The sequence below is a fragment of the Streptomyces varsoviensis genome, assembly GCF_000718635.1.
GTDB lineage: Bacteria > Actinomycetota > Actinomycetes > Streptomycetales > Streptomycetaceae > Streptomyces > Streptomyces varsoviensis.
In genome coordinates this window covers 59,000-80,195 of sequence record NZ_JOBF01000028.1, presented here as the reverse complement: position 1 = coordinate 80,195, position 21,196 = coordinate 59,000, and the positions used below count along the sequence as shown (strand labels likewise).

Annotated in this window: 20 protein-coding genes, 1 pseudogene and 1 riboswitch; of the genes and pseudogenes, 8 read left to right on the top strand and 13 right to left on the bottom strand. The window is 72.9% G+C overall.

Going from position 1 to position 21,196, the window contains the following annotated elements; translation table 11 throughout:
• Positions 1-10 precede the first annotated feature (10 nt).
• Genes IF55_RS30810 through IF55_RS30800 form a run of 3 tightly spaced genes read right to left on the bottom strand, consistent with a single transcriptional unit; the run spans position 11 to position 1,957 of the window.
• Positions 11-526: a GtrA family protein gene (locus IF55_RS30810; RefSeq protein WP_063764071.1), complete on the bottom strand. Its 516-nt coding sequence runs from the start codon at positions 524-526 to the stop codon at positions 11-13.
• Positions 523-1,476: a decaprenyl-phosphate phosphoribosyltransferase gene (locus IF55_RS30805; RefSeq protein ID WP_030891435.1), complete on the bottom strand. Its 954-nt coding sequence runs from the start codon at positions 1,474-1,476 to the stop codon at positions 523-525. Before IF55_RS30805 ends, IF55_RS30810 begins: the two co-directional genes overlap by 4 nt.
• Positions 1,469-1,957, bottom strand: a complete 489-nt coding sequence (locus IF55_RS30800; protein WP_030891437.1) for a phosphatase PAP2 family protein — start codon at positions 1,955-1,957, stop codon at positions 1,469-1,471. Before IF55_RS30800 ends, IF55_RS30805 begins: the two co-directional genes overlap by 8 nt.
• A 204-nt stretch (positions 1,958-2,161) precedes the next feature.
• On the opposite strand from IF55_RS30800, the gene dprE1 reads away from it, so the two are divergent.
• On the top strand, positions 2,162-3,595 hold the full coding sequence (gene dprE1, locus IF55_RS30795) for a decaprenylphosphoryl-beta-D-ribose oxidase (RefSeq protein ID WP_048832821.1): 1,434 nt from the start codon (positions 2,162-2,164) through the stop codon (positions 3,593-3,595).
• 133 nt (positions 3,596-3,728) lie between these two features.
• On the top strand, positions 3,729-4,484 hold the full coding sequence (gene dprE2 / locus IF55_RS30790; RefSeq protein ID WP_030891440.1) for a decaprenylphospho-beta-D-erythro-pentofuranosid-2-ulose 2-reductase: 756 nt from the start codon (positions 3,729-3,731) through the stop codon (positions 4,482-4,484).
• A gap of 39 nt (positions 4,485-4,523) precedes the next feature.
• On the opposite strand, the gene IF55_RS30785 is transcribed toward dprE2, so the two are convergent.
• The 3 genes from IF55_RS30785 to IF55_RS30775 all read right to left on the bottom strand — a co-directional run bounded on the left by IF55_RS30785 (position 4,524) and on the right by IF55_RS30775 (position 7,827).
• The gene (locus IF55_RS30785; protein WP_030891442.1) at positions 4,524-5,108 is read right to left on the bottom strand and encodes a 2'-5' RNA ligase family protein; all 585 of its coding nucleotides are present in this window, start codon (positions 5,106-5,108) and stop codon (positions 4,524-4,526) included.
• Between the two features lie 216 nt (positions 5,109-5,324).
• On the bottom strand, positions 5,325-6,338 hold the full coding sequence (trpS, locus tag IF55_RS30780; RefSeq protein WP_030891445.1) for a tryptophan--tRNA ligase: 1,014 nt from the start codon (positions 6,336-6,338) through the stop codon (positions 5,325-5,327).
• Positions 6,339-6,549: 211 nt separating this feature from the next.
• Positions 6,550-7,827, bottom strand: a complete 1,278-nt coding sequence (locus IF55_RS30775) for a TraB/GumN family protein (protein WP_048832816.1) — start codon at positions 7,825-7,827, stop codon at positions 6,550-6,552.
• 218 nt (positions 7,828-8,045) lie between these two features.
• Here IF55_RS30775 and IF55_RS40955 point away from each other — a divergent pair.
• Positions 8,046-8,197: pseudogene (locus tag IF55_RS40955) on the top strand (zinc-binding dehydrogenase); the annotation flags it as partial.
• 50 nt (positions 8,198-8,247) lie between these two features.
• Here IF55_RS40955 and IF55_RS30765 read toward each other — a convergent pair.
• Positions 8,248-9,108 carry a hypothetical protein gene (locus IF55_RS30765; protein ID WP_030891453.1) on the bottom strand — a complete coding sequence of 287 codons (861 nt, stop codon included), beginning with the start codon at positions 9,106-9,108 and terminating at the stop codon, positions 8,248-8,250.
• A gap of 126 nt (positions 9,109-9,234) precedes the next feature.
• Positions 9,235-10,446 carry an ornithine--oxo-acid transaminase gene (gene rocD / locus IF55_RS30760; RefSeq protein WP_030891456.1) on the bottom strand — a complete coding sequence of 404 codons (1,212 nt, stop codon included), beginning with the start codon at positions 10,444-10,446 and terminating at the stop codon, positions 9,235-9,237.
• 153 nt (positions 10,447-10,599) lie between these two features.
• On the opposite strand from rocD, the gene IF55_RS30755 reads away from it, so the two are divergent.
• Positions 10,600-11,958 carry a hypothetical protein gene (locus tag IF55_RS30755; protein WP_051776236.1) on the top strand — a complete coding sequence of 453 codons (1,359 nt, stop codon included), beginning with the start codon at positions 10,600-10,602 and terminating at the stop codon, positions 11,956-11,958.
• A 114-nt stretch (positions 11,959-12,072) separates the two neighbouring features.
• On the opposite strand, the gene IF55_RS30750 is transcribed toward IF55_RS30755, so the two are convergent.
• A complete protein-coding gene (locus IF55_RS30750; RefSeq protein ID WP_030891461.1) occupies positions 12,073-12,840 on the bottom strand; it encodes an SDR family NAD(P)-dependent oxidoreductase in 768 nt (255 codons plus the stop codon).
• Between the two features lie 110 nt (positions 12,841-12,950).
• Between IF55_RS30750 and IF55_RS30745 the strand changes: the two genes are divergently transcribed.
• Complete coding sequence (locus IF55_RS30745; protein ID WP_030891464.1) at positions 12,951-13,553, top strand: TetR/AcrR family transcriptional regulator; 603 nt, start codon at positions 12,951-12,953, stop codon at positions 13,551-13,553.
• A gap of 99 nt (positions 13,554-13,652) precedes the next feature.
• Positions 13,653-13,743: riboswitch (ZMP/ZTP riboswitch) on the top strand.
• Between the two features lie 38 nt (positions 13,744-13,781).
• A complete protein-coding gene (locus IF55_RS30740; RefSeq protein ID WP_030891467.1) occupies positions 13,782-15,074 on the top strand; it encodes a serine hydroxymethyltransferase in 1,293 nt (430 codons plus the stop codon).
• Between the two features lie 40 nt (positions 15,075-15,114).
• On the opposite strand, the gene pdxR is transcribed toward IF55_RS30740, so the two are convergent.
• On the bottom strand, positions 15,115-16,569 hold the full coding sequence (gene pdxR, locus IF55_RS30735; protein WP_030891470.1) for a MocR-like pyridoxine biosynthesis transcription factor PdxR: 1,455 nt from the start codon (positions 16,567-16,569) through the stop codon (positions 15,115-15,117).
• Between the two features lie 47 nt (positions 16,570-16,616).
• Between pdxR and IF55_RS30730 the strand changes: the two genes are divergently transcribed.
• A complete protein-coding gene (locus tag IF55_RS30730; RefSeq protein ID WP_030891472.1) occupies positions 16,617-17,090 on the top strand; it encodes a carboxymuconolactone decarboxylase family protein in 474 nt (157 codons plus the stop codon).
• A gap of 59 nt (positions 17,091-17,149) precedes the next feature.
• On the opposite strand, the gene IF55_RS30725 is transcribed toward IF55_RS30730, so the two are convergent.
• Positions 17,150-18,205, bottom strand: a complete 1,056-nt coding sequence (locus tag IF55_RS30725) for a chitinase (RefSeq protein ID WP_030891474.1) — start codon at positions 18,203-18,205, stop codon at positions 17,150-17,152.
• A gap of 214 nt (positions 18,206-18,419) precedes the next feature.
• On the bottom strand, positions 18,420-19,562 hold the full coding sequence (locus IF55_RS30720) for an FAD-dependent monooxygenase (protein ID WP_030891477.1): 1,143 nt from the start codon (positions 19,560-19,562) through the stop codon (positions 18,420-18,422).
• A 170-nt stretch (positions 19,563-19,732) separates the two neighbouring features.
• Here IF55_RS30720 and IF55_RS30715 point away from each other — a divergent pair, with 170 nt between their 5' ends.
• Positions 19,733-20,068, top strand: a complete 336-nt coding sequence (locus tag IF55_RS30715; protein ID WP_030891480.1) for an ArsR/SmtB family transcription factor — start codon at positions 19,733-19,735, stop codon at positions 20,066-20,068.
• 128 nt (positions 20,069-20,196) lie between these two features.
• On the opposite strand, the gene IF55_RS30710 is transcribed toward IF55_RS30715, so the two are convergent.
• Positions 20,197-21,195 carry an ABC transporter substrate-binding protein gene (locus tag IF55_RS30710; RefSeq protein WP_030891482.1) on the bottom strand — a complete coding sequence of 333 codons (999 nt, stop codon included), beginning with the start codon at positions 21,193-21,195 and terminating at the stop codon, positions 20,197-20,199.
• Position 21,196: the final 1 nt, after the last annotated feature.

Below are 21,196 nucleotides of genomic sequence, written 5' to 3'. Positions count from 1 at the left end.
TTGTCGGCGTTCATTCTCCCGCGGGCACCTCGCCGGTCTCCCCCGCCGGCACCCCTCCGGCCCGCGCCGTCGCGCGCTTGGCCCGCGTCGGCGCCCGCCCGGCCCGGAAGACCAGGGTCCGGGTACCCCAGAACCGCAGACACGTGGCCAGCGCCATGCCGATCCCGGCGCCGGATACGGCATCCGCGCGCGCCGAGGTGAGCCCGAGGCCGTAGTGCGAGAGCGCCAGGCACAGGAGTTGTACGAGCGCGCCCGCGACGTTCACGGCGAAGAAGACCGCGATCCGCCTGAGGCGGCGGGCCCGGCCGCCCGCCGGGGCGGCGCGGCGGCGGTACGTGCCGACGGCGTTGCCGAGGTACGCCACCGTGCAGCCGGCCAGGAACGACAGCGTCTTCGCCGGCAGCGGACCGAGCCCGGCCGGTCCGCGCAGCCACAGGAAGAGCCCGAGGTCGGCGGCGTACGCGGCCACCCCGGCCAGCGCGAACCCGGTCAGCTCCGGCAGCAGCGCCCGTATCCGCCCGCTCACAGCCCCGCGACCGCCAGCCCGTACAGCGCCATCCACACCAGCGCGACGACGGCCAGCCCCCGGTCGCGCAGCACCACGTCCTCGGGGGCGCCGGCCGTGCCGCGGTCGGCGAAGACGGCGTAGCGCAGGACGGCGAGGATGAAGGGGACCATCGAGAGCTGCCGCCAGGGCAGCGAGCCGCCGTCCACCGCGCGGTCGCCCTCCAGCGCCCACAGGCAGTAGGCGAGGACGGCGACCCCGGCCGCCAACTGCCAGACGAACCGCAGATAGCCGGTGGTGTACGCGCGCAGCAGGGCGCGCGACTCGCCGCCGCGCTCCGCCATCAGCAACGCCTCCGAGTAGCGCTTGGCGGCGACCATGAAGAGCGCGCCGAACCCCGCCGTGATCAGGAACCAGCGCGAGAGCGGAATGGCCAGCGCCACCCCGCCGATCATCGCGCGCATCAGGAAGCCGGTGGTGACGACCGCGAGGTCGACGACGAGCACGTGCTTGAGCGACACGCAGTACGCGAGCTGCATCAGGACGTACGCGCCGAGGAGCCCGGCCGTGGCGGGGTTGCACAGCGCCACGGCCGCCGCCGGGGCGAGTACGGCCAGCAGCCCGCCGACGGCGTACGCGAGCCCGGCGGGCACCTGGCCCGCGGCGACGGGGCGGCGGCACTTGTCGGGGTGCGCGCGGTCGGCCTCGGCGTCCCGCGCGTCGTTGATGAGGTAGACAGCGGACGCGGCGGCGGTGAACAGGACGAAGACGACGGCCAGTTGAGCCGCCACATGGACGGAGGCGAGCCGCCCGGCGGCGGCCGGGGCGGCGACGACGAGCACGTTCTTGATCCACTGCCGGGGGCGCGCGGTCCGTACGAGCCCGACCGGCAGCCCGACCGCCCGCGCCCGGCCGGTCGCGGCGGCGGGGGGCGGCTGCGGCTCTTCGATGACCGCGGCGGGATCAGCCATACCGCACCCACCGCCGTCCCGCCCCCGCCGTGAGGCCGCCGAGGAGGGCGCCGGCCGCCACGTCCGTCGGGTAGTGGACGCCGACCAGCAGCCGGGAGGCGCACATCGCGGCCGCGGCCACCGGCACGTACCGCCTGGTCATGGGCGCGAGCGCGGCGAAGGCCACGGCCGCCGCGGCCGAGGAGGCGGCGTGCGAGCTGGGGAAGGAGTGGCGGCCGGCGGTCCGTACGAGCGGGGCGCGGTGGCCCGCGAGCGGTGGCCGCGGGCGCCGTACGACGCGTTTGACGCCCATGCTGACCAGGTGCGCGGCGCCGATCAGCGCGGTGCCGCGCAGCCAGGCCGCGCGGCGTGCGGGGTCGGCGGCCGCGGCGGCGGCTCCGGCGGCGAGCCATAGCGCGCCGTGTTCGCCGCCGCGGGAGAGGGCGCGGGCGGCGGCGGCCACGCGGGGGTCGGCGGCGCGGTCGCGGACCGCGGCGAGCATGCGGAGGTCCAGCTCTTCGGGGGACAACGGTGCCACCTCGTTCCGTTCTCCGTCTCTCCGTGTCTCCGTCGGTCTCGGCGGGTTCTGAACCGCGTTCGCGGCACCCCCGAAACCACACCTCCTGAAACTCCATTAATCACACTTTTCACGGCAATGCCCGCTAATTAACCCATAGGTGATCTACCTGGCGATACCGTCGCGCCCATGGCTGCCGAGACCGCCCCCGCACCGGCCTCTCCCACGCCGGTCTCCACCGCGCCGGGCCCCCCTGCCCCGGCACCCCTCGCCGGCTGGGGGCCGCCCGTCCCCCTCACCGGCTGGGGACGGACCGCCCCCACCGCCGCCCGTACGCTGCGCCCCCGCAGCGCCGAGGAGGCGGCGCGGGCGGTGCGGGGGTGCGGGGCGCGCGGGGCCATCGCCCGCGGCCTCGGCCGCGCCTACGGCGATGCCGCCCAGAACGCGGGCGGCGCCGTCCTCGACATGACCGGCCTCGACCGCGTCCACGCCGTCGACGCCGAGCAGGGCCTGGTCGTCTGCGACGCGGGCGTGAGCCTGCACCGGCTGATGCGGCTGCTGCTGCCGCTCGGCTGGTTCGTGCCCGTCACCCCCGGCACCCGCTACGTCACCGTCGGCGGCGCGATCGGCGCGGACATCCACGGCAAGAACCACCACGGCGCCGGTTCCTTCTGCCGCCACGTGCGCACCTTCGACCTGCTCACCGCCGACGGCGAGATCCGCACCCTGACGCCCGACGACGACCTCTTCCGCGCCACCGCCGGCGGCATGGGGCTCACCGGGATCGTGCTGCGCGCGACGGTGAAGCTGCTGCCCGTGGAGACCTCACTGATGTCCGTGGACACCGAGCGCGCCCGCGACCTCGACGACCTCATGGCCCGGATGACCGCGTCCGACCACCGCTACCGCTACTCGGTCGCCTGGATCGACCTCCTCGCCCGCTCCGCCGCCACCGGCCGGTCCGTCCTGACCCGCGGCGACCACGCGCCGCTCGCCGCGCTGGGTCCGCGCGCCGCCCGCACACCCCTGGCGTTCCGCCCCGGCAGCCTGCCGGCCGTCCCCCGTCATGTGCCGCCGGGGCTGCTGGGGCGCGGTTCGGTCGGCCTCTTCAACGAGTTCTGGTACCGCGCGGCGCCCCGCCGCCGCACCGGTGAGCTGCAAAAACTCTCCGCGTTCTTCCACCCGCTGGACGGCCTGCCGCACTGGAACCGGATCTACGGGCCGCGCGGCTTCGTCCAGTACCAGTTCGTCGTCGGGCACGGGGCGGAGGACGCCCTGCGCCGCATCATTGAGCGCATCTCGCGGCGCGGCTGCCCCTCGTTCCTCGCCGTGCTCAAGCGGTTCGGCGCGGGCGACCCCGGCTGGCTCTCCTTCCCGATGCCCGGCTGGACCCTCGCCCTGGACATCCCGGCCGGCCTGCCGGGCCTCGGCGCGTTCCTGGACGGGCTCGACGAGGAGGTCGCGGCGGCGGGCGGCCGGGTGTACCTGGCCAAGGACTCCCGGCTGCGGCCGGAGCTGCTGGCCGCGATGTACCCGCGGCTGGCCGACTTCCGGGCGCTGCGGGCCGCGGCCGACCCGCGCGGCGTGTTCGTGTCCGACCTGGCCCGCCGCCTGTCGCTGTGAGGCCGGCGTACGCCCGTACAGCGCCTGTCGCTCTGAGGCCGGCGTACGCCCGTACCGCCCGACTGTGCATGGAGCACCCCCCGCGCATGGAGCACCCCCCGCGCATGAAGCACACCGTGAATGGAGCACCCCCGTGAAGGACGCCTTCGGCTCGCCCCAGTCCCTGCTGATCCTCGGCGGCACCTCCGAGATCGCCCTCGCCACCGCCCGCCGCCTCGTCGCCCGCCGCACCCGTACGGTCTGGCTGGCGGGCCGCCCCTCGCCCGCCCTGGAGGCCGCCGCGGACCACCTGCGCGAACTGGGCGCGGACGCCCGTACCGTCTCCTTCGACGCCCTCGCCCCCGAGCGGCACGAGGAGGTCCTGGGCAAGGTCTTCGCGGAGGGCGACATCGATCTCGTGCTGCTCGCCTTCGGCGTCCTCGGCGACCAGGCGCGCGCCGAGGAGGAGCCGCTGGCGGCCGTGCGCGTCGCGCAGACCAACTACACGGGCGCGGTCTGCGCCGGGCTGGTCTGCGCCAAGGAGCTGCGCGCCCAGGGGCACGGTTCGCTGGTGGTGCTCTCCTCGGTGGCCGGGGAGCGCGCGCGGCGCGCCAATTTCGTCTACGGCTCCAGCAAGGCGGGGCTCGACGCCTTCGCACAGGGCCTCGGCGACGCGCTGCACGGCACCGGCGTCCATGTCCTGGTCGTCCGCCCCGGCTTCGTACGGACCAAGATGACATCGGGCCTCAAGGAGGCGCCCCTGGCGGCGGACCCGGAGGCGGTCGCCGAGGCGGTCGAGACGGGGCTGCGGCAGCGCGCGGAGATCGTGTGGGTGCCGGGGGCGCTACGGGCGGTGATGGCGGTGCTGCGGCACGTACCGCGGGGGGTGTTCAGGCGCCTGCCGGTGTGAGCGGGCCCATCCCGGTAGCCCCGGCACGAGCCGAGGCCGCTACCGGGAGGTGGCGGGCGGCCGGGAGAGCCCGGCCTGGCGGGGCAGGGTGGAGGCGCGCCCCTCGCCGAAGGGGTACTCGCGGTCGAGGCGCCAGACCGCGTCGGCGCCCTGCTCGTAGAGGGCGAAGCCGTTGATCATCCAGGCGGCCTCGAAGTCCTCCAGTTCCGCGTACGCGCGGTCCATGGCCTCCTCGGAGATGCCGTGGGCGACGGTGACGTGCGGGTGGTACGGGAACTGGAGCTCGCGCGGCACGGGGCCGGAGGCGTCGCGCACCCGCTTCTGGAGCCAGGCGCAGGCGGAGCTGCCCTCGACGACGTTGACGAAGACGACGGGCGAGAGGGGGCGGAAGGTGCCGGTGCCGCTGAGCCGCATCGGGAAGGGGCGGCCGGCGGCGGCGACCTCCGCGAGGTGCTCCTCGATCTCCGGGAGCGCCGCCGCGTCCACCTCGGTGGGCGGCAGCAGCGTGACGTGCGTGGGGATGGCGTGCGCGGCGGGGTCCCCGAAGCTCGCGCGCCGCCTCTGGAGGAAGCTGCCGTACGGCTCCGGGACCGCGATCGAAACGCCGAGCGTTACGGTCCCCACTGCGTTCTCCCTCCGCTGCGTCTGCTGCGTGTGCGTTGTCAGTGTGGCGGTTGTCAGTGTGGCGGTTGTCAGTGTGGCGACCGGGCCGTTCGCGCGGCCAGGCTCCACGGTCCTGCGGGCACGGGCCGTAGGACCCCCGTGCGGGGGTCCGGGCGGCTGTGCCGACTGTGTCACGTTCGGTATGGGGTGTTCGGTACGGGGTGTCCGGTGCCGGCCTCAGTGCTTGGCGGGCAGGAAGCCCACCCGCTCGTACGCCTCGGCCAGGGTGCCGGCCGCGACCGCGCGGGCCTTGTCCGCGCCCTTGGCCAGGATGGAGTCCAGCGTCCGGGGGTCGTCCAGGTATTCCTGGGTGCGCTCGCGGAACGGGGTGACCCAGTCGACCAGGATCTCGGCGAGTTCGGTCTTCAGCGCACCGTAGCCCTTGCCCTCGTACCGGCGCTCCAGTTCCGGGATGTCGGTGCCGGTGAGCGTGGAGTGGATGGTGAGGAGATTGCTGACGCCCGGCTTCTTGTCGGCGTCGAAGCGGATCACCGTGTCCGTGTCGGTGACGGCGCTCTTGATCTTCTTCGCGGACACCTTCGGCTCGTCCAGCAGGTTGACCAGGCCCTTGGGGCTGGCGGCGGACTTGCTCATCTTCGCCGTCGGGTCCTGGAGGTCGTAGATCTTCGCCGTCTCCTTGAGGATGTACGGCGCGGGGACGGTGAAGGTCTCGCCGAACCGGGCGTTGAACCGGTCGGCGAGGTCGCGGGTCAGCTCGATGTGCTGGCGCTGGTCCTCGCCGACGGGGACCTGGTGGGCCTGGTACAGCAGGATGTCCGCGACCTGGAGGATCGGGTACGTGAAGAGGCCGACGGTCGCGCGGTCGGCGCCCTGCTTGGCGGACTTGTCCTTGAACTGCGTCATCCGCGACGCCTCGCCGAACCCGGTCACGCAGTTCATCACCCAGGCGAGCTGCGCGTGCTCCGGCACATGGCTCTGCACGAAGAGGGTGCAGCGCTCCGGGTCCAGCCCGGCGGCCAGGAGCTGCGCGGCCGCGAGCCGGGTGTTGGCGCGCAGCTCCGCGGGGTCCTGCGGCACGGTGATCGCGTGCAGGTCGACCACCATGTAGAAGGCGTCGTGCGTCTCCTGGAGCGCCACCCACTGGCGCACCGCGCCGAGGTAGTTGCCGAGGTGGAAGGAGCCTGCGGTGGGCTGGATGCCGGACAGAACGCGGGGACGATCGAGGGCCATGGCACTCATTCTCTCAGGTGTCGGGACGTTCTCGGTCCGGCGGCGTCCCCACGACGCGAAGCCCCCCGGCGCTGACGGCCTATTCGCCTGCCCGGTACACGCCCCACCCGCACGCCGCACGAGCGGGGGCGCGCCCCTGCCTACGTTTCGTGGCCGCCCGTATCGCGTCGGTGACGGGCCCGCGTCGAGCAGCCACGAGCTGGCCCTGCCGTCAGGAGTTGGGCAGGCGGCGGAAGCGGTCGTCGTCCCCGTAGCCGACTGCCGGGATGCCCAGCAGGTCGTCCACGCCGGGGAAGCCCTCGCCCTCCTGGAACCGCGCCCCGTGCACCGACGCGTTCTGCGGCGGGCCCGGGTACATGCCGGTGTGCGCGCTGCCCAGCTCCATGAGGTAGCCGCCCGTCGCCGACGGACGGCGCCGGTCGTTGGCGACGCTCTGGGTGGCGTAGGTGTTCATGGCGGCGACGCGCTGGTAGAGGGCGGTCGCCGACATCGCGGGACGGCGGGCCGGACGGCCGTCCAGGCCCTTGACCCGGATGCGGTGCGTCCGGGCGGCCTCCAGCACCGCTCCCAGCCCGGTCGCGCCCAAGTTCATGCTGGCGTCGTAGCGGGTGACGAACGCCCGCAGCTCGGGGCTCATGGTCCCGCCGGCGAGGTAGGCGTCGACGTGCGACTGGTAACCGTCGTCCCGGATGCTCTCCAGGTAGAGGGTGCGTACCCCGGCGGCCTGGATCTGCCCCATGTGCGAGTGCAGGAACTGCCAGATCCGCGCCCCGGAGTGGGTGCCGCCGATGGCCACGCCCTCGAACCGCCCCAGCAGTGCGCGCAGGTCGCCCATCGCGTCCGGGGAGCCGGCGCCGGCCAGAGTGTCCTCTACGGCCTGATGGCGCCGCTGCCGCCCCTCGGAAGTCTCCGTGTACGCGTCGCGCGCGGCTCGCGCGTCGCGGCCGAGCTGTGTGTCGCGTGCGTCCTGGCTGTTCCAGTAGCCGAGCGTGCGCGGGTCGGCGCGGCCGATGCCCTCCAGCACCTCGTTGCGCCCGGCCGTGGGGGAAACGCCCGGCGCCAGGCCGCGGATGTTGCCCAGGTTGTAGTGGAGCAGCGGATCGGTCTCCTGCAGCGTCTGCGGGTCCGCGCCGACGTCCACGCGCTGCTTGTGGCTGGCGTCCCGAGTGGCCTGCGGCAGATCCTGCCATTCGGCCGCCGACAGCGCGTTCGGCGTACGGTCGCCGGCACGGGAGGTGCGGGGACCCCGTACCCGCAGCGCGGGGCCCGGCGGATGCCGGTGCAGTTCGTCCTGCGGCATGCGCTGGGCCACGGGAGCGGGACCCGACGGTGCCGCCGTGCGCTGAACAGGGGGCGTGTGCCCGCCGTCCGCGGTGTGCGCGTGCCGCTGTTCCTCGATGACGCGGGACACCGCCGAGTTCCCGACAAGACGCTGGAGTCGCAGCATCGACTCCGCGGTCGTTCCGCCGCCGGACCGGGACTGCCGCACGGGCTTCGGAGATCCTGGCCGCTGCGAGCCTTTCCACTGCTCGTCACCGGTCTGCCGCGCCCGCATGCGTGCGCCCCCTTCTGAAACATGGATTGGGAACGTCCAGTGTCACCGCTCCGTCCTGCGCGGCGGTACGTCCGGACGGACAGGTACGGGTGCAGACGCCTTGCCCTCTCGTAGAAACGGATTCGGATCACCGCCCCCATCGAGCAGGTATGGCGAACGGTGCTCAACTCGCGGAATCGGGAGACCTGAGGGACGCGGGCACGATCCGCGTCGCCATCGACAGCACGCTCGCGCTCGCAGCCGCCGAGCAGCACACGAGCGCGCCGCCCAGGGGCGCATCCAAGGCAAGATCGTGCTCACGGTCCCTCAAGGCCGGCCGGCCGCACCGCGCGCACGGGCTGACACGCATGTTCCTCAGGTCGTCGTCCGAGGCTCCTCGGAAGGAGCTGCCGCCGGTTCCGTCGGGGCCTCGCCGAAGCGGGCGAGGGCCAGGGCGCCGAGGATCGCGAGGAGGAAGCCGGCGATGGCGAGCGGGGTCAGGCCCGCGCGCGTACGGTCGCCGAGCCAGGCCACCCCGGCCAGCGCCGGGCCGACGGTCTCACCGATGACCATGCCGGCGGTCGCCGCCGTGACCGAGCCGCGCTGGAGGGCGGAGGTGAGCAGCAGGAAGGCCGCGCCGCCGCCGACCAGCAGGGCGTACGAGGCCGGGTTGGCCAGCAGCGCGGCGGGGGTGAGGCCGTCGATGAGGCGGACCGCGACCTCGACGACGCCGAAGCCGATGCCCGAGCCGAGCCCGAGGGCCGCCGCGCGGGCCCGCCCCGGCAGCCGGCCGGCCAGCGCGCCGGCGACCGGCACCGCGACCGCCACGCACAGCACGCCGACGCGCAGCGCCGTGGAGCCCGTACGGTCGCCCTCCGCGCCCGAGGCGAGCCCCAGCATGGCGAGGCCGCCGCAGACGACGGCGACGGCCCCCCATTCGACGCCGCTGAGGCGGACGCGCAGCGCCCGCGCGGCGACCACCGCCGTCACGGCGAGGCTGGCCGCGAGGGCCGCGCCGACGGCGTAGATGGGCAGGGAGCGCAGGGCGACGAGTTCGAGGAGGAAGCCGAGCCCGTCGAGGCCGAGCCCGGCCACGTACCGCCACTGGCGCAGCGCGCGCAGCAGCAGCCGGGCGTCGACGCCCGAGCCGGTGCCGGGCGCGGTCGCGCGGGCGGCGACGGCCTGGAGGACCGACGCCGTACCGAAGCAGACCGCCGAGCCGAGCGCACAGATCATTCCGAGGACCACGCCTCGACTCTAGGACCCGTGGCCTGGGGCCTGGCGGGGGCCCAGGCCCGTGGTCTCGGGGGGCGGCTCGACTCGGAGGCCCGCCCCCGCTGCTGCCCTTGGGAGGCCGGCCCCCTACGCCAGCACCGCCCCCAACCGCTCCAGCCCCCAGTCCAGGTCCTCCTTGCTGATCACCAGCGGCGGGGCGATGCGGATGGTCGAGCCGTGGGTGTCCTTGACGAGGACGCCGCGGGCCATCAGCTTCTCCGAGATCCGGCGGCCGGTGCCGAGCGCCGGGTTGATGTCGACGCCCGCCCACAGGCCGCGCCCGCGCACGGCGTCGACGTTGCCGCCGCCGGCCAGCAGGCCGAGTTCGCGGTGGAGGTGGTCGCCGAGTTCGGCGGCGCGCTGCTGGTACTCGCCGGTGCGCAGCATGGCGATGACTTCGAGGGCGACCGCGCAGGCCAGCGGGTTGCCGCCGAAGGTGGAGCCGTGCTCGCCGGGGCGGTAGACGCCCAGGATCTCGTGCGAGGCGACCACCGCGGAGACCGGGACGACGCCACCGCCGAGCGCCTTGCCGAGGACGTACATGTCGGGGACGACGTCCTCGTGTTCGCAGGCGAAGGTGCGGCCGGTGCGGCCGAGCCCGGACTGGATCTCGTCGGCGATGAACAGCACGCCGCGCGAGCGCGTCAGCTCGCGGACGCCCGCCAGATATCCCGGCGGCGGTACGAGCACGCCCGCCTCGCCCTGGATCGGCTCCAGCAGCACGGCCACGGTGTCGTCGTCGACGGCCGCCTCCAGCGCGGCGAGGTCGCCGTACGGCACGATCTCGAAGCCCGGCGTGTACGGGCCGAAGTCCGCGCGGGCCTCCTCGTCGGTGGAGAAACTGACGATGGTGGTGGTGCGGCCGTGAAAGTTGTTGTCGGCGACGACGATCTTCGCCCGGCCGTCCGGCACGCCCTTCACCCGGTAGCCCCACTTGCGCGCGGTCTTCACGGCCGTCTCGACCGCCTCCGCGCCCGTGTTCATCGGCAGCACCATCTCCTTGCCGCACAGCGCGGCCAGTTCGGTGCAGAAGTCGGCGAACCGGTCGTGGTGGAACGCGCGCGAGGTGAGGGTGACCCGCTCCAACTGGGCCTTGGCGGCGTCGATCAACCGCCGGTTGCCGTGGCCGAAGTTGAGCGCCGAGTACCCGGCGAGCATGTCGAGATAGCGGCGGCCCTCGACGTCGGTCATCCAGGCGCCGTCGGCGGTCGCGACGACGACGGGCAGCGGGTGGTAGTTGTGCGCGCTGTGCTGCTCGGCGGCGGCGATGCTGCGTTCCGAGGAGGTCGTGGAGGTCAATGTGTGCTCCGTTCGTATCGGGGCCGTCCTGTGCTCATTTGTATCGCCGCGCGTCCCGTAAAGGGAGATCCTTCGCGAATACGGGCGTCATACGGGAGAAGCGGGAGAGGCGGGAAAGTTGATCCGGTCTTTATGGTCCGTTAGTTTCCCCCGATGCGATCGAACTTGTTTGCGAAGCTCAGGGGGGCGTCGACCGCGCGCGAGGGCTCCGGCCGTCGCACCGTCACGGCGCTGCTGACCGGACTCACGCTCGTCGGGGGGCTCGCGGCCGCCCAGCCGGCAATGGCCCAGCCGGCAGCGGCCCAGTCGGCCGGGGCACAGCCGGTCACGGGCCGGCCGGCCGCGGCCGACGCCGCCGCCACGCCCAAGCTGGTGAAGGAAGATCAGGACCAGACCAGGACGTACCACCTCAACATCGACCGGAACAGGGACTACCTCGACCTCGGCAAGGCCGTCACCGCACTGGAGAATTCGGGGGCCGTCACGACCGCGAGCCCGCTGAGCGTCGCCCAGTCCGCGCAGCACACCGGGCGCAAGGGCCTCTGCCACAACACTGAGCTGGACGGGACGCTCAAGTGGGACGGGTTCTGCTGGGACCCGAAGGACGACGCCGGTAAGGACTGGACGCCTCAGGGGCTGACCGGTTCCCACGACGCCAACCGGACCGGCACCATCGACGGCCACCACCTGTACGTGGCGAGCTGGCACGGCGCGGGCGGCAACCCCGGGCACCGCGTCACCATCGCGGAGTCCGACGGCTCCACGGTGACGTACGGCCACGTCCTCCTCGTCCGGCCGACCGGCGGGGCGCAGGGCTTCGCGCCGGTGGACGGTCGGCACGCCGACGGCGTCGTCTGGTACGGCAGCAAGCTCCTCGTCGCCAACGGCAACGAGCTGGAGGTGTACGACATGCGCCACCTGTGGAAGATGGACGCCCGCGAGGAGCGCGTCGGCATGGCGGACGGCAAGGCGTCCGCCCGCTGGCACGACTGGGCGCTGCCCATGGTCGCCCGCTACACGACCGGCCCGCGCGACGGGGCGCCCGGCGCGTGCGAGCCCGGCGGCCCCGGCACCATCTGCCTCAGCTCGCTGAGCCTGGACCGCGCCTCGAACACCCTGGTCTCCGGCGAGTTCACCAAGCACCACGGCGGCGGCCGCGTCGCCCGCTGGCCGCTGGACGAGGCCACCGCCATGCCGAAGTCCACCACCGCCGACAACGTCGGCCCCGCGCAGGCGTCCGTCTCGTACGTGTCGCCCGTCTCCGACATGCAGGGCGTCGCCTCCGACGGCTCGACGTTCTACATGGCGGGACTGTGCCCGGGCGACGACCCGGAGAAGGACGCCCAGTACTCGTGCCTCCAGTACGCGGAGCCGGGCGGTGAGGTCCGTACGCTCACCAAGGGCCCCATCTACACCCAGAACCTGTCCTGGGACCCGAACGCGCGGCGGCTGTGGGGGCTGAACGAACGGCCGGGCAAGACGGTCGTCTTCTCCATCAAGACGAGCCGGTAGTTCTTCATCAAGACGACCCGCCAGTTCTCCTTCAAGGCGAACCGCTGGTTCACCATCAAGGCTGCCCGCTAAGGCTATTGATCAAGAGCGTTGTCGCCACCGGCCGCGCCTGGTTCAGCGCACGGTGAGCCCGCCGTCGACGGTGAGGACGGTGCCGGTGGTCCAGCGCGCCTCCGCCAGGTAGGCGGCTGCCTCGGCGACGTCCCGCGGGGCGCCGATGCGGCCCAGCGGGTAGGCGTCCTGGATTCCGGCGTCGTGCGCCGCGCGCTGCGGCGGTGTCATCGGGTCGAGGTAGGAGTGCTGGTAGGTGGAGGTGTGGACAGCGCCCGGCGCGAGAGCGTTGACCCGTACGCCGGCGGGGCCGAGTTCGTTGGCCAGGGCCATGGTCAGGGAGTTGACGGCTCCGCGGGTCGCGGAGTAGGCGGCCGAGGCGCGGCCGGCCGTCATCTTGCGCGCCCAGTAGCTGCTGATGTTGATGATGCCGCCCTGGGCTCTGGTGAGTTCGGCGAGGAGCGCCCGGCTGAGCAGCAGCGGCACCTTGACGTTGAGATGCAGCATGGCGTCGACCATCTCCGGCGTGGTGTCCGCGAGAGGCGCGAAGTGCGCGGCGCCCACGTTGTTGACGAGCGTGTCGACGCGATCGGTCAGCGCGCGGACGGCCTCGCCGACCGCCGCGACGGCGCCGGGCTCGGCGAGGTCGGCGGGCACGGTATGGACGGCGGCGCCGTGTGCGAGGAGGGTTCGGCGGGCGCGGCCGAGCCGGTGCGGATCGCGTCCTACGAGGATCAGATCGGCGCCCTTCGAGGCCAGGGCGTCGGCGATGGCGTAGCCCAGGCCGTCGCTTCCGCCGGTGACGACCGCGGTGTTCGCGCGAGACGGCATGTGCGGCCACCTCTTCCTTCCATCGGAATACAGAAACGGACAGATCTTGTCCGTTTCGTCAGGCTAATGGAACCGGACAGGAACTGTCCATTTCTGTGTACGGTGGCCTCATGAACGCACGACTGCAGGGGGCGACGACGGGCGACGCGGCGGCGGACCGGAAGGCGCCCCGCGCGGACGCCCGGCGCAACGCCGCGCTCGTCCTGGCCGGGGCGCGGCGCGCCGTCGCCGCCAAGGGCCTGGACGTCAGCTACCACGAGATCGCCCGCGAAGCGGGCGTCGGCGTCGGCACGGTCTACCGCCGCTTCCCGGAACGCGACCAGCTCATGGCGGCCGTACTGCGCGACATCCTGGACGAACTGATCCGGACCGCCGAAGCCGCTATGCAGTGCGCGGACCCGTGGGAGGGCTTCACCCGGCTGTTCGGCGCCCTGGCCGCCCGCACGGCGGAGAACGCGGGCCTGTCCGGCACGCTCGACGCGCACGGCGGCCCCGACATCGCCGCGCTGCGCCACCGCCTCCTGCGTCTCCTCCGGCAGACCATCGAGCGCGCCCAGCAGGCCGGCGCGCTCCGGTCCGACGTGGACTGGCACGACATCCCGTTCCTGGCCCAGGCCGCCGCCACGCCCGGGTGCTTCCTGGGCCTGCCCGCGGACCCTGGGCGGGGGCAGCGCACGCTCAGCGTCATCCTCGACGGGCTGCACGGGTCCTGAGCCAGTTCCGGTCCTTTGGGCCGGCCGGTGACCTGTGGGGTGCCCGGTGCACGCGACGCCGCCCGCTCCTGGGGGCTTGTGCCCCGCCCGTAGAATGGCGGGGCACATCGCGACTGGCGCGCGTGGAAGAGACCACGAGGGAGCGGTGTGCGGCAACCGCCACGAGGTGCCGCCCGCCTGGGCACCCCTGGGAGACCGACCGGAACACCGATCGCCCCGGAGGACGCCATGACCACACCCGCGCACCCGTCCGTACCGCACCCCGCCCTCGCCGCCGCCGACCCCGAACTGGCGGCGCTCGTCGGCGCGGAGGAGCGGCTGCAGTCCACCACGCTGCGCATGATCGCCAGCGAGAACTACGTGTCGGCGGCCGTGCTGGAAGCCACCGGCACCGTGCTGCAGAACAAGTACAGCGAGGGCTACAGCGGCAAGCGGTACTACGAGGGCCAGCAGAACATCGACCTCGTCGAGAACCTCGCGGCCGACCGCGCCAAGCGGCTCTTCGGCGTCGAACACGCCAACGTCCAGCCGTACTCGGGCTCGCCCGCGAACCTCGCCGTCTACCTCGCCTTCGCCGAGCCCGGCGACACGGTGCTCGGCATGTCGCTGCCGATGGGCGGCCACCTCACGCACGGCTGGGGCGTCTCCGCCACCGGCAAGTGGTTCAAGGGCGTGAGCTACGGCGTCCGGCGCGACACCGGGTGCACCGACCTCGACGAGGTACGCGACATCGCCCGCAAGGAGCGCCCGAAGATCATCTTCTGCGGCGGCACGGCCGTGCCCCGCACCATCGACTTCGCCGCCTTCGCGGAGATCGCCCGCGAGGTGGACGCGGTCCTCGTCGCCGACATCGCCCACATCGCCGGGCTGGTGGCGGGCGGCGCCCACCCCTCCCCGGCGCCGTACGCGGACGTCATCTCCACCACCACCCACAAGACCCTGCGCGGCCCGCGCGGCGCCATGCTGATGGCCCGCGCCACCCGGGCCAAGGCCCTCGACAAGGCCGTCTTCCCCGGCCTCCAGGGCGGCCCGCACAACCACACCACCGCCGCCATCGCCGTGGCCCTCCACGAGGCGGCCCAGCCCGCCTTCCGCGACTACGCCCACGCCGTCGTCGCCAACGCCAAGGCCCTCGCCGACGCGCTGCTCGCCCGCGGCTACGACCTGGTCTCCGGCGGCACGGACAACCACCTCATCCTCCTCGACCTCACCTCGCGCGACGTGCCGGGCAAGACCGCCGCCAAGGCCCTGGACCGGGCAGGGATCGTCGTGAACTACAACACCGTCCCCTACGACCCCCGCAAGCCCTTCGACCCCTCCGGCATGCGCATCGGCACCCCCTCCCTCACCTCCCGCGGCCTCACCCCCGACCACATGCCCACCGTCGCCGACTGGATCGACCGCGGCATCCGCGCCGCCCACGCCGCCGACGAGGAAACCCTCACCACCATCCGCTCCGAGGTCGCGGACCTCATGGCCGCCTATCCGGCCCCCGGCCTGCCGGTGGGCGGCGAGGGCTGACGGCCGGCCGGGGCCGGCCGGTCCGTCGGTGATGGCGGCTTCACGAGCCGTCGGAAGCGGCCTGAACCGGCCCCGGCAACGACCGCAGCAGCGCCTCCAGCACCCCCTCGAAAGCGTGCTCGGACGGGGTTCCGTAGGCGATGACGAGGGCGTCCGGACCTTCGGCGGGAGGGGTGGTCGGCGGAGCGCCCGGCGCTCGGTAGCGGAAGCGGTTCAGGCCCTCGACGGCGAGGCCGTGCCAGGCGGCGGCCTCGATGGCGGAGGGTTCGGTGCCGGGCGGGAGGCGGAGGACGGCGTGCAGGCCGGCGGCGATGCCGGTGGCGGCGATGTGCGGGGCGCGGTCGGCGAGGGCGGCGACGAGGCGGTCGCGGCGGCGCCGGTAGCGCAGCCGCATGGCGCGTACGTGGCGGTCGTACGCGCCGCAGGCGATGAACTCGGCGAGGGTGAGCTGTTCGAGGGTGCCGGTCCCCCACTCCCCCGCCGCCTTGACCTCGGCGACCTCGTCCGCCAAGTGGCCCGGCAGCGCCATCCACGCGAGCCGCAGGCCGGGGGCCAGGCTCTTGCTCGCGGTGCCGAAATAGACGACGTGTTCCGGGTCGAGCCCTTGAAGCGCGCCGATCGGCTGCCTGTCGTAGCGGAATTCGCCGTCGTAGTCGTCCTCCAGGATCACCGAGCCCGTGCGCGACGCCCAGTCGACGACGGCCGCGCGCCGGTCCGGGTGGAGCGACGCCCCGGTCGGGTACTGGTGCGCGGGGGTGAGCAGGGCGGCCCGTACGCCCCGGTGCGCGGTCAGTTCCTCGGTGCGCGCGCCGTGTTCGTCGACGGTGAGCGGTACGGTCCGCAGCCCGGCCCGGCGCAGCACGTCGCGGTGGAGCCACAGCCCGTACGACTCGACGCCCGCCTCCCGCACCCCGCGCGCCCGCAGCACCCGGCCCAGGACCGCCAGCCCCTGCATAAATCCGGCGCACACCACGATGCGCGCGGGCTCGGTCCGTACGCCCCGGGCGCGGGCCAGGTAGTCGGCGAGCGCGGCGCGCAGCACGGGGTGGCCGCGCGGGTCCCCGTACCCGAAGGCGTCGTTGGGTGCCGCCGAGATCGCGCGGCGGCCGGCGGCGAGCCACGCCGAGCGGGGGAAGGCGGACACGTCGGCGGTGCCGATGCGCAGGTCGTAGGCGGGGCGCCGGTCCCGCTCCGGCGGCGCGGGCCGTACGGCCGCGGGGTGCGGTACGGCGCGGTGCGCGACGCGCGTCCCGGAGCCCTGGCGGGCGGTGAGCCAGCCCTCGGCGACCAGGTCGCCATAGGCGTCGGCGACGGTGTTGCGGGCCAGCGAGAGGTCGGCGGCCAGGGAACGGGAGGACGGCAGCCGGGTGCCGGGGGCCAGCCTGCCGGTGCGTACGGCCTCCCGCAGGGCGCGGGTGAGGGCGGCGCGCACGCCGCCGGGGCCGGTCAGGTCGAGGTGCAGGTCCCGGCCGAAAGTGGCCCACGATTCCGCCATGGAAATGGACCATACCGCCGGACCAGTGGAGCCATAGTGTCGTACCCATGACGACGAACGAGAACACCCACGGCCACGGCCCCCGGATGGATTTCGCCGCGGCCCTGCCGTCCGCGACCTACAAGGCGGTCGTCGCCCTCGACGCCGCCGCCCGCAAGGGCGTCGACCCGGTCATCGCGGAGCTGGTCAAGATCCGCGCCTCGCAGCTCAACCACTGCGCGTTCTGCCTGGACATGCACATCAAGGACGCCCGCAAGGCGGGCGAGACGGAGGAGCGGATCTACCTCCTGAACGCCTGGGAGGAGGCCGCGCACTACTACACCGAGAAGGAGCAGGCGGCGCTCGCGCTCACCGAGGCCGTGACCGTCCTGACGGACGGCTTCGTGCCGGACGCGGTGTACGAGCGGGCGGCGGCCCAGTTCGACGACACGGAGCTGACCCAGCTCATCGCCCTGATCGCCACCATCAACGTCTGGAACCGGTTCAGCGTGACGACGCGCAAGGCGCCGGGCGCCGTCTGACGCACGCGAACGCCCCTGAGCCGTTCAGCGGGGCTCAGGGGCGCGGCGTCCGTGCTCCGTCACCGCCCTTGCAGGGCCTTGACGTTGTTGCCGAAGCTCCAGCTACGGGAGCCGTCCCAGTTCAGGGACCAGGTCATGAGCCCCTTGAGGGCGCCGCCGTACTTGTTCCACGCCTGCGACACCAGGCCGGTCGACATGTAGCCGCCCCCGGCGCCGGGCTGCGCGGGCAGGCCGGGGGCCTGCTTGTCGTAGGGCACCTTGATGGTGGTGCCCTGGACGACGAGGCCCTTGTTCAGGCAGTCGGTCTGCGCGGTGAAGCCCTGGACGGTGCCGGCGGAGTACGAGTCGCCGGAGCAACCGTACATGCTGCCGTTGTAGTACTGCATGTTCAGCCACCACAGCCGGCCGTTGTCCGCGTACTTCTTCACGATGGGCAGGTACGCGCCCCAGATCGACCCGTACGTCACGCTGCCGCCGGTGACGTACGCCGTCTCGGGCGCCATGGTGAGGCCGAAGTTGGCCGGCATCTTGGCGAGCACTCCGTCGATGATGCGGATGAGGTTCGACTGCGAGGTGGAGAGCTGCTTGATGTTGCCGGTGCCGGTGAGCCCGGTCTCCAGGTCGATGTCGATGCCGTCGAAGTTGTACTTCTTGAGGATCGGCACCACCGTCTCGACGAACCGGTCCGCGACGGAGCTGGAGCTGAGGTCGATCCCCGCCGCCGCCCCGCCGATGGACATCAGGATCGTCTGCCCGGCCGCCTTGGCCGCGCACATCTCGGCCGGGGTCGAGACCTTCACCGTCGCGTCCATGCCGTCCTCCCACAGGACGGTGCCGTCGGAGCGGATGACGGGGAACGCCGCGTTGATGACGTTGTAGCCGTGCTGCTGGATGCGCGGATCGTTGATCGGCGTCCAGCCGAACGGCGGGTGCACCCCGTTGGCCGCGCCGTCCCAGTTCTCCCAGTACCCCTGGAGCACCTTCCCGGCGGGCTTCGACTTCACCGCGCAGGTGTCCTCCCGCGGGCCCGCCCCTCCGCCCGCCGCGGCGGCCGGCACCTGCGACACCAGCGCCAAGGCGAGACCGGCCCCCAGCAGACGCACCACCCGAGCCATCCGACCGATCATGACGCGCTCCTTTCCGGCCACGACTGACGGCCCGAATCTAGAGTGCACATGACAACCGGTCAATAGGTCTGGACCAAAGAAGCCCCAGAGCGACCGGGCACGCGGCAATCGAGCCGGGCGGTGGAGGTACCGGTCCACGACGGGCGGACGTCGGCCGCCTATTGCCGCGCACCGACCGGTGAGCGGCCGGTGCGGGCCCGGCCTACCGGTTCGCGGCTTCGGCGGAGGCGATCCGGTTCGTGCGGCCGACCGCGCGGCCCACCGCGTTGCGCACCGCGAGGCCCGACCGGGTGCGGGGCACCAGGAGCCTGGAGAGCGGCCCGACGCGCCGCTGCCGCGGGCCCACCTCGCGGCGGAGCCGCGACTCGTAGGCGGCGAAGGCGCGGGCGTGGTCACCGGGGTGGGCGGCGAGCTCTTCCGCGAGGGCGTACGCGCCCGCCATCGCCATGCTGGACCCGTCGCCCAGCAGGGCTGTCGCCGCCGCCGCGTCCCCGAGCAGGACGACCCGTCCGCGGGACCACGAGGGCACCCGGACGGTGGTCAGGGGGTCGAAGTACGGAGCCGGGTGGTCGAGGAACGCCTTGACGAGTTCCGGTGCCCGCCACCGCACATCGGCGTAGGCGTCGGCCACGATCCGCTTGTGAAGGTCGATGTTCTTGCGGTCGTAGGGCGCCGACCGTGCGGCCCGGAAGGTGAAGATCGCGAGCGGGGTGGTCCGCGAGGGGTGGAGGACCAGCATCCGGTTCGGCACGGTCAGCATCGTCATCTCGGTCGGGTCCTCGACGGCGTCGGGCTCCAGCGGTACGGTCGCGCCGTACAGGCCCAGGTCGCCCGCGAACTGCCGCTCGGGCCCGAATACCAGGCGCCGTACGGTGGAGTGCATCCCGTCGGCGCCGACCACCAGGTCGAAGCGGCGTGGCGCGGACCGCCGGAAGGTGACGTCCACCCCGCCTGCGTCCTGGTCGAGAGCGGTGACCGTGTCGTCGAACAGGAACTCGGCCTCGGTCCGCGCCGCCCGGTGGAGCACCTCGGACAGGTCGGCCCGGGTCACCTCGACCGTCGGCGCCTTGTCCGAGGCGAGCGGGGATCGCAGGATTCGCCTGCCGTCGGGGTCGAGCAGGGTCAGCGTCCGATTGCGGGTGGCGAGCTCGCGAAGCCGCGGGAGGATGCCCATGCGCTCGGCGACGGGGATCGCGGGCCCCTTCACGACGATCGCGCTGCCACCGGAGCGCAGCGACCGGGCGTGTTCGACGACCGTCGGCCGGTATCCCTTCCGGGAGAGCCAGTACGCGAGTGCGGGCCCTGCGATTCCGGCGCCGACTATCAGCACCTCGGGCTTCTTCATGACGATGACCTCTCGGAGTGTCGATGACCAGGTCCCCGGCGAGTGCCGGGCCGGGTCTGCGGGAACGGCGGCACGGGGCGGCGCGACCGGACGAAGGTACGAACAATTTCGTACCTCAGGGAAACACGCCCTTCAGGTACGATGCAAGCCATACCTGAAGGAGGTGCCGCGTGGCCCGGAGGAACCTGGTCGGCCCGGCGGCCGACGCGCTCGATCTGGGTGCGGTGTTCCGCGCCCTCGCCGACGAGCACCGTCGTTCGGTGATGACGGAGTTGGCCGCCGACCGCAGCGACAACGAGCGGGGCTGCAACTCGTTCGATCTTCCGATCTCGAAGCAGACCCAGACCCACCACTTCCGGGTCCTGCGCGAGGCAGGTCTCATCGACGAGATCGACTACGGCAACCGCAAGGGCATCCGACTACGACGCGCGGACATCGAGAAGAGATTCCCCGGGCTGCTCACGCTCCTGGACGCAGAGTCCCCGCGCGGTACCGCTCCTCGCTGAACACAGCCGGACGGCGGCCGGGGAGTTGGCGGGCCGGCGTCCGGGGCGGAGCCCCGAAAAAGGGCTCGGCCCCGGAGTGGCCGCAACCACGCCGGAGCCGAGCCCAAGGCCCAAAGCCGCCCGCAGGGCTACGGCATCCAGGCCTTCCACACCGAAGGGTTCTTCTCCACCCACTTCTTGGCGGCGGCCTCGGGCGACAGCTTCTGCGAGGCGATCATCTCCGACACCTCGTTCTGCTCGTCCTTCGACCACTTGAACTTCTTCAAGAACGTCGCGGCGTCCCCGCCGTGCTTCACGAAGTCCGTGTTCAGGTACTTCTGAAGGGGCGTGGTCGGGTACGCGCAGTCCACCGTGGAAGGGTCGGCGGCCCCCTTCTCGGCGCACTTATCGGTGTACTCGGGCAGCTTCACCTCCACCATCGGCACCTCGTTGAAGAGCCACTGCGGCTCGTACCAGTACGTCAGGAACGGTTTCTTCTGCTTCGCGAACTGCTGGATCTGGGTGATCTGCGCCGCCTCGGAGCCGGCGAAGACGACCTGGTAGTCCAGGCCGAGGTTCTTCACGAGGGCCTTGTCGTTGGTGACGTACGACGGCGAACCGTCGAGGAGCTGGCCCTTGCTGCCGCTCTCCGGGGTGCGGAGCTGCCGCGCGAACTTGTTGAGGTTCTTCCAGTCCTTGACCTCGGGGTGCTGGTCCGCCCAGTACTTCGGCACCCACCAGCCGATGTGGCCGATGACGCCGACGCCGCCGGCCGCGGTGATCGTCTTCTTGTCCTTGACGTACCGCTGCTCCTGCTCGGGGTGGCCCCAGTCCTCCATGATGGCGTCGACGCGGCCCTGGCTGAGCGCGTCCCACGCGGGGACCTCGTCGACCTGCACGGTGTCCACGCGGTAGTCGAGCTTGTGCTCCAGCAGGTACTTGGCGACCGCGACGTCCGCCTGGGCGCCGACCCAGGTCTGCACGGAGAGCGTCACGGTCTTCGCGCCCTGGGCGTTGACGTACGGCGAGGACTGCTTGGTCATGTCGGCGGCGCCGCAGCCGGTGGCGGCGAGCAGCCCGAGCCCGGAGACGGCGGCGAGGGCGGTCCGCGTACGTACGCCCGTACGGCCCTTGAGAGAACGAGCCACG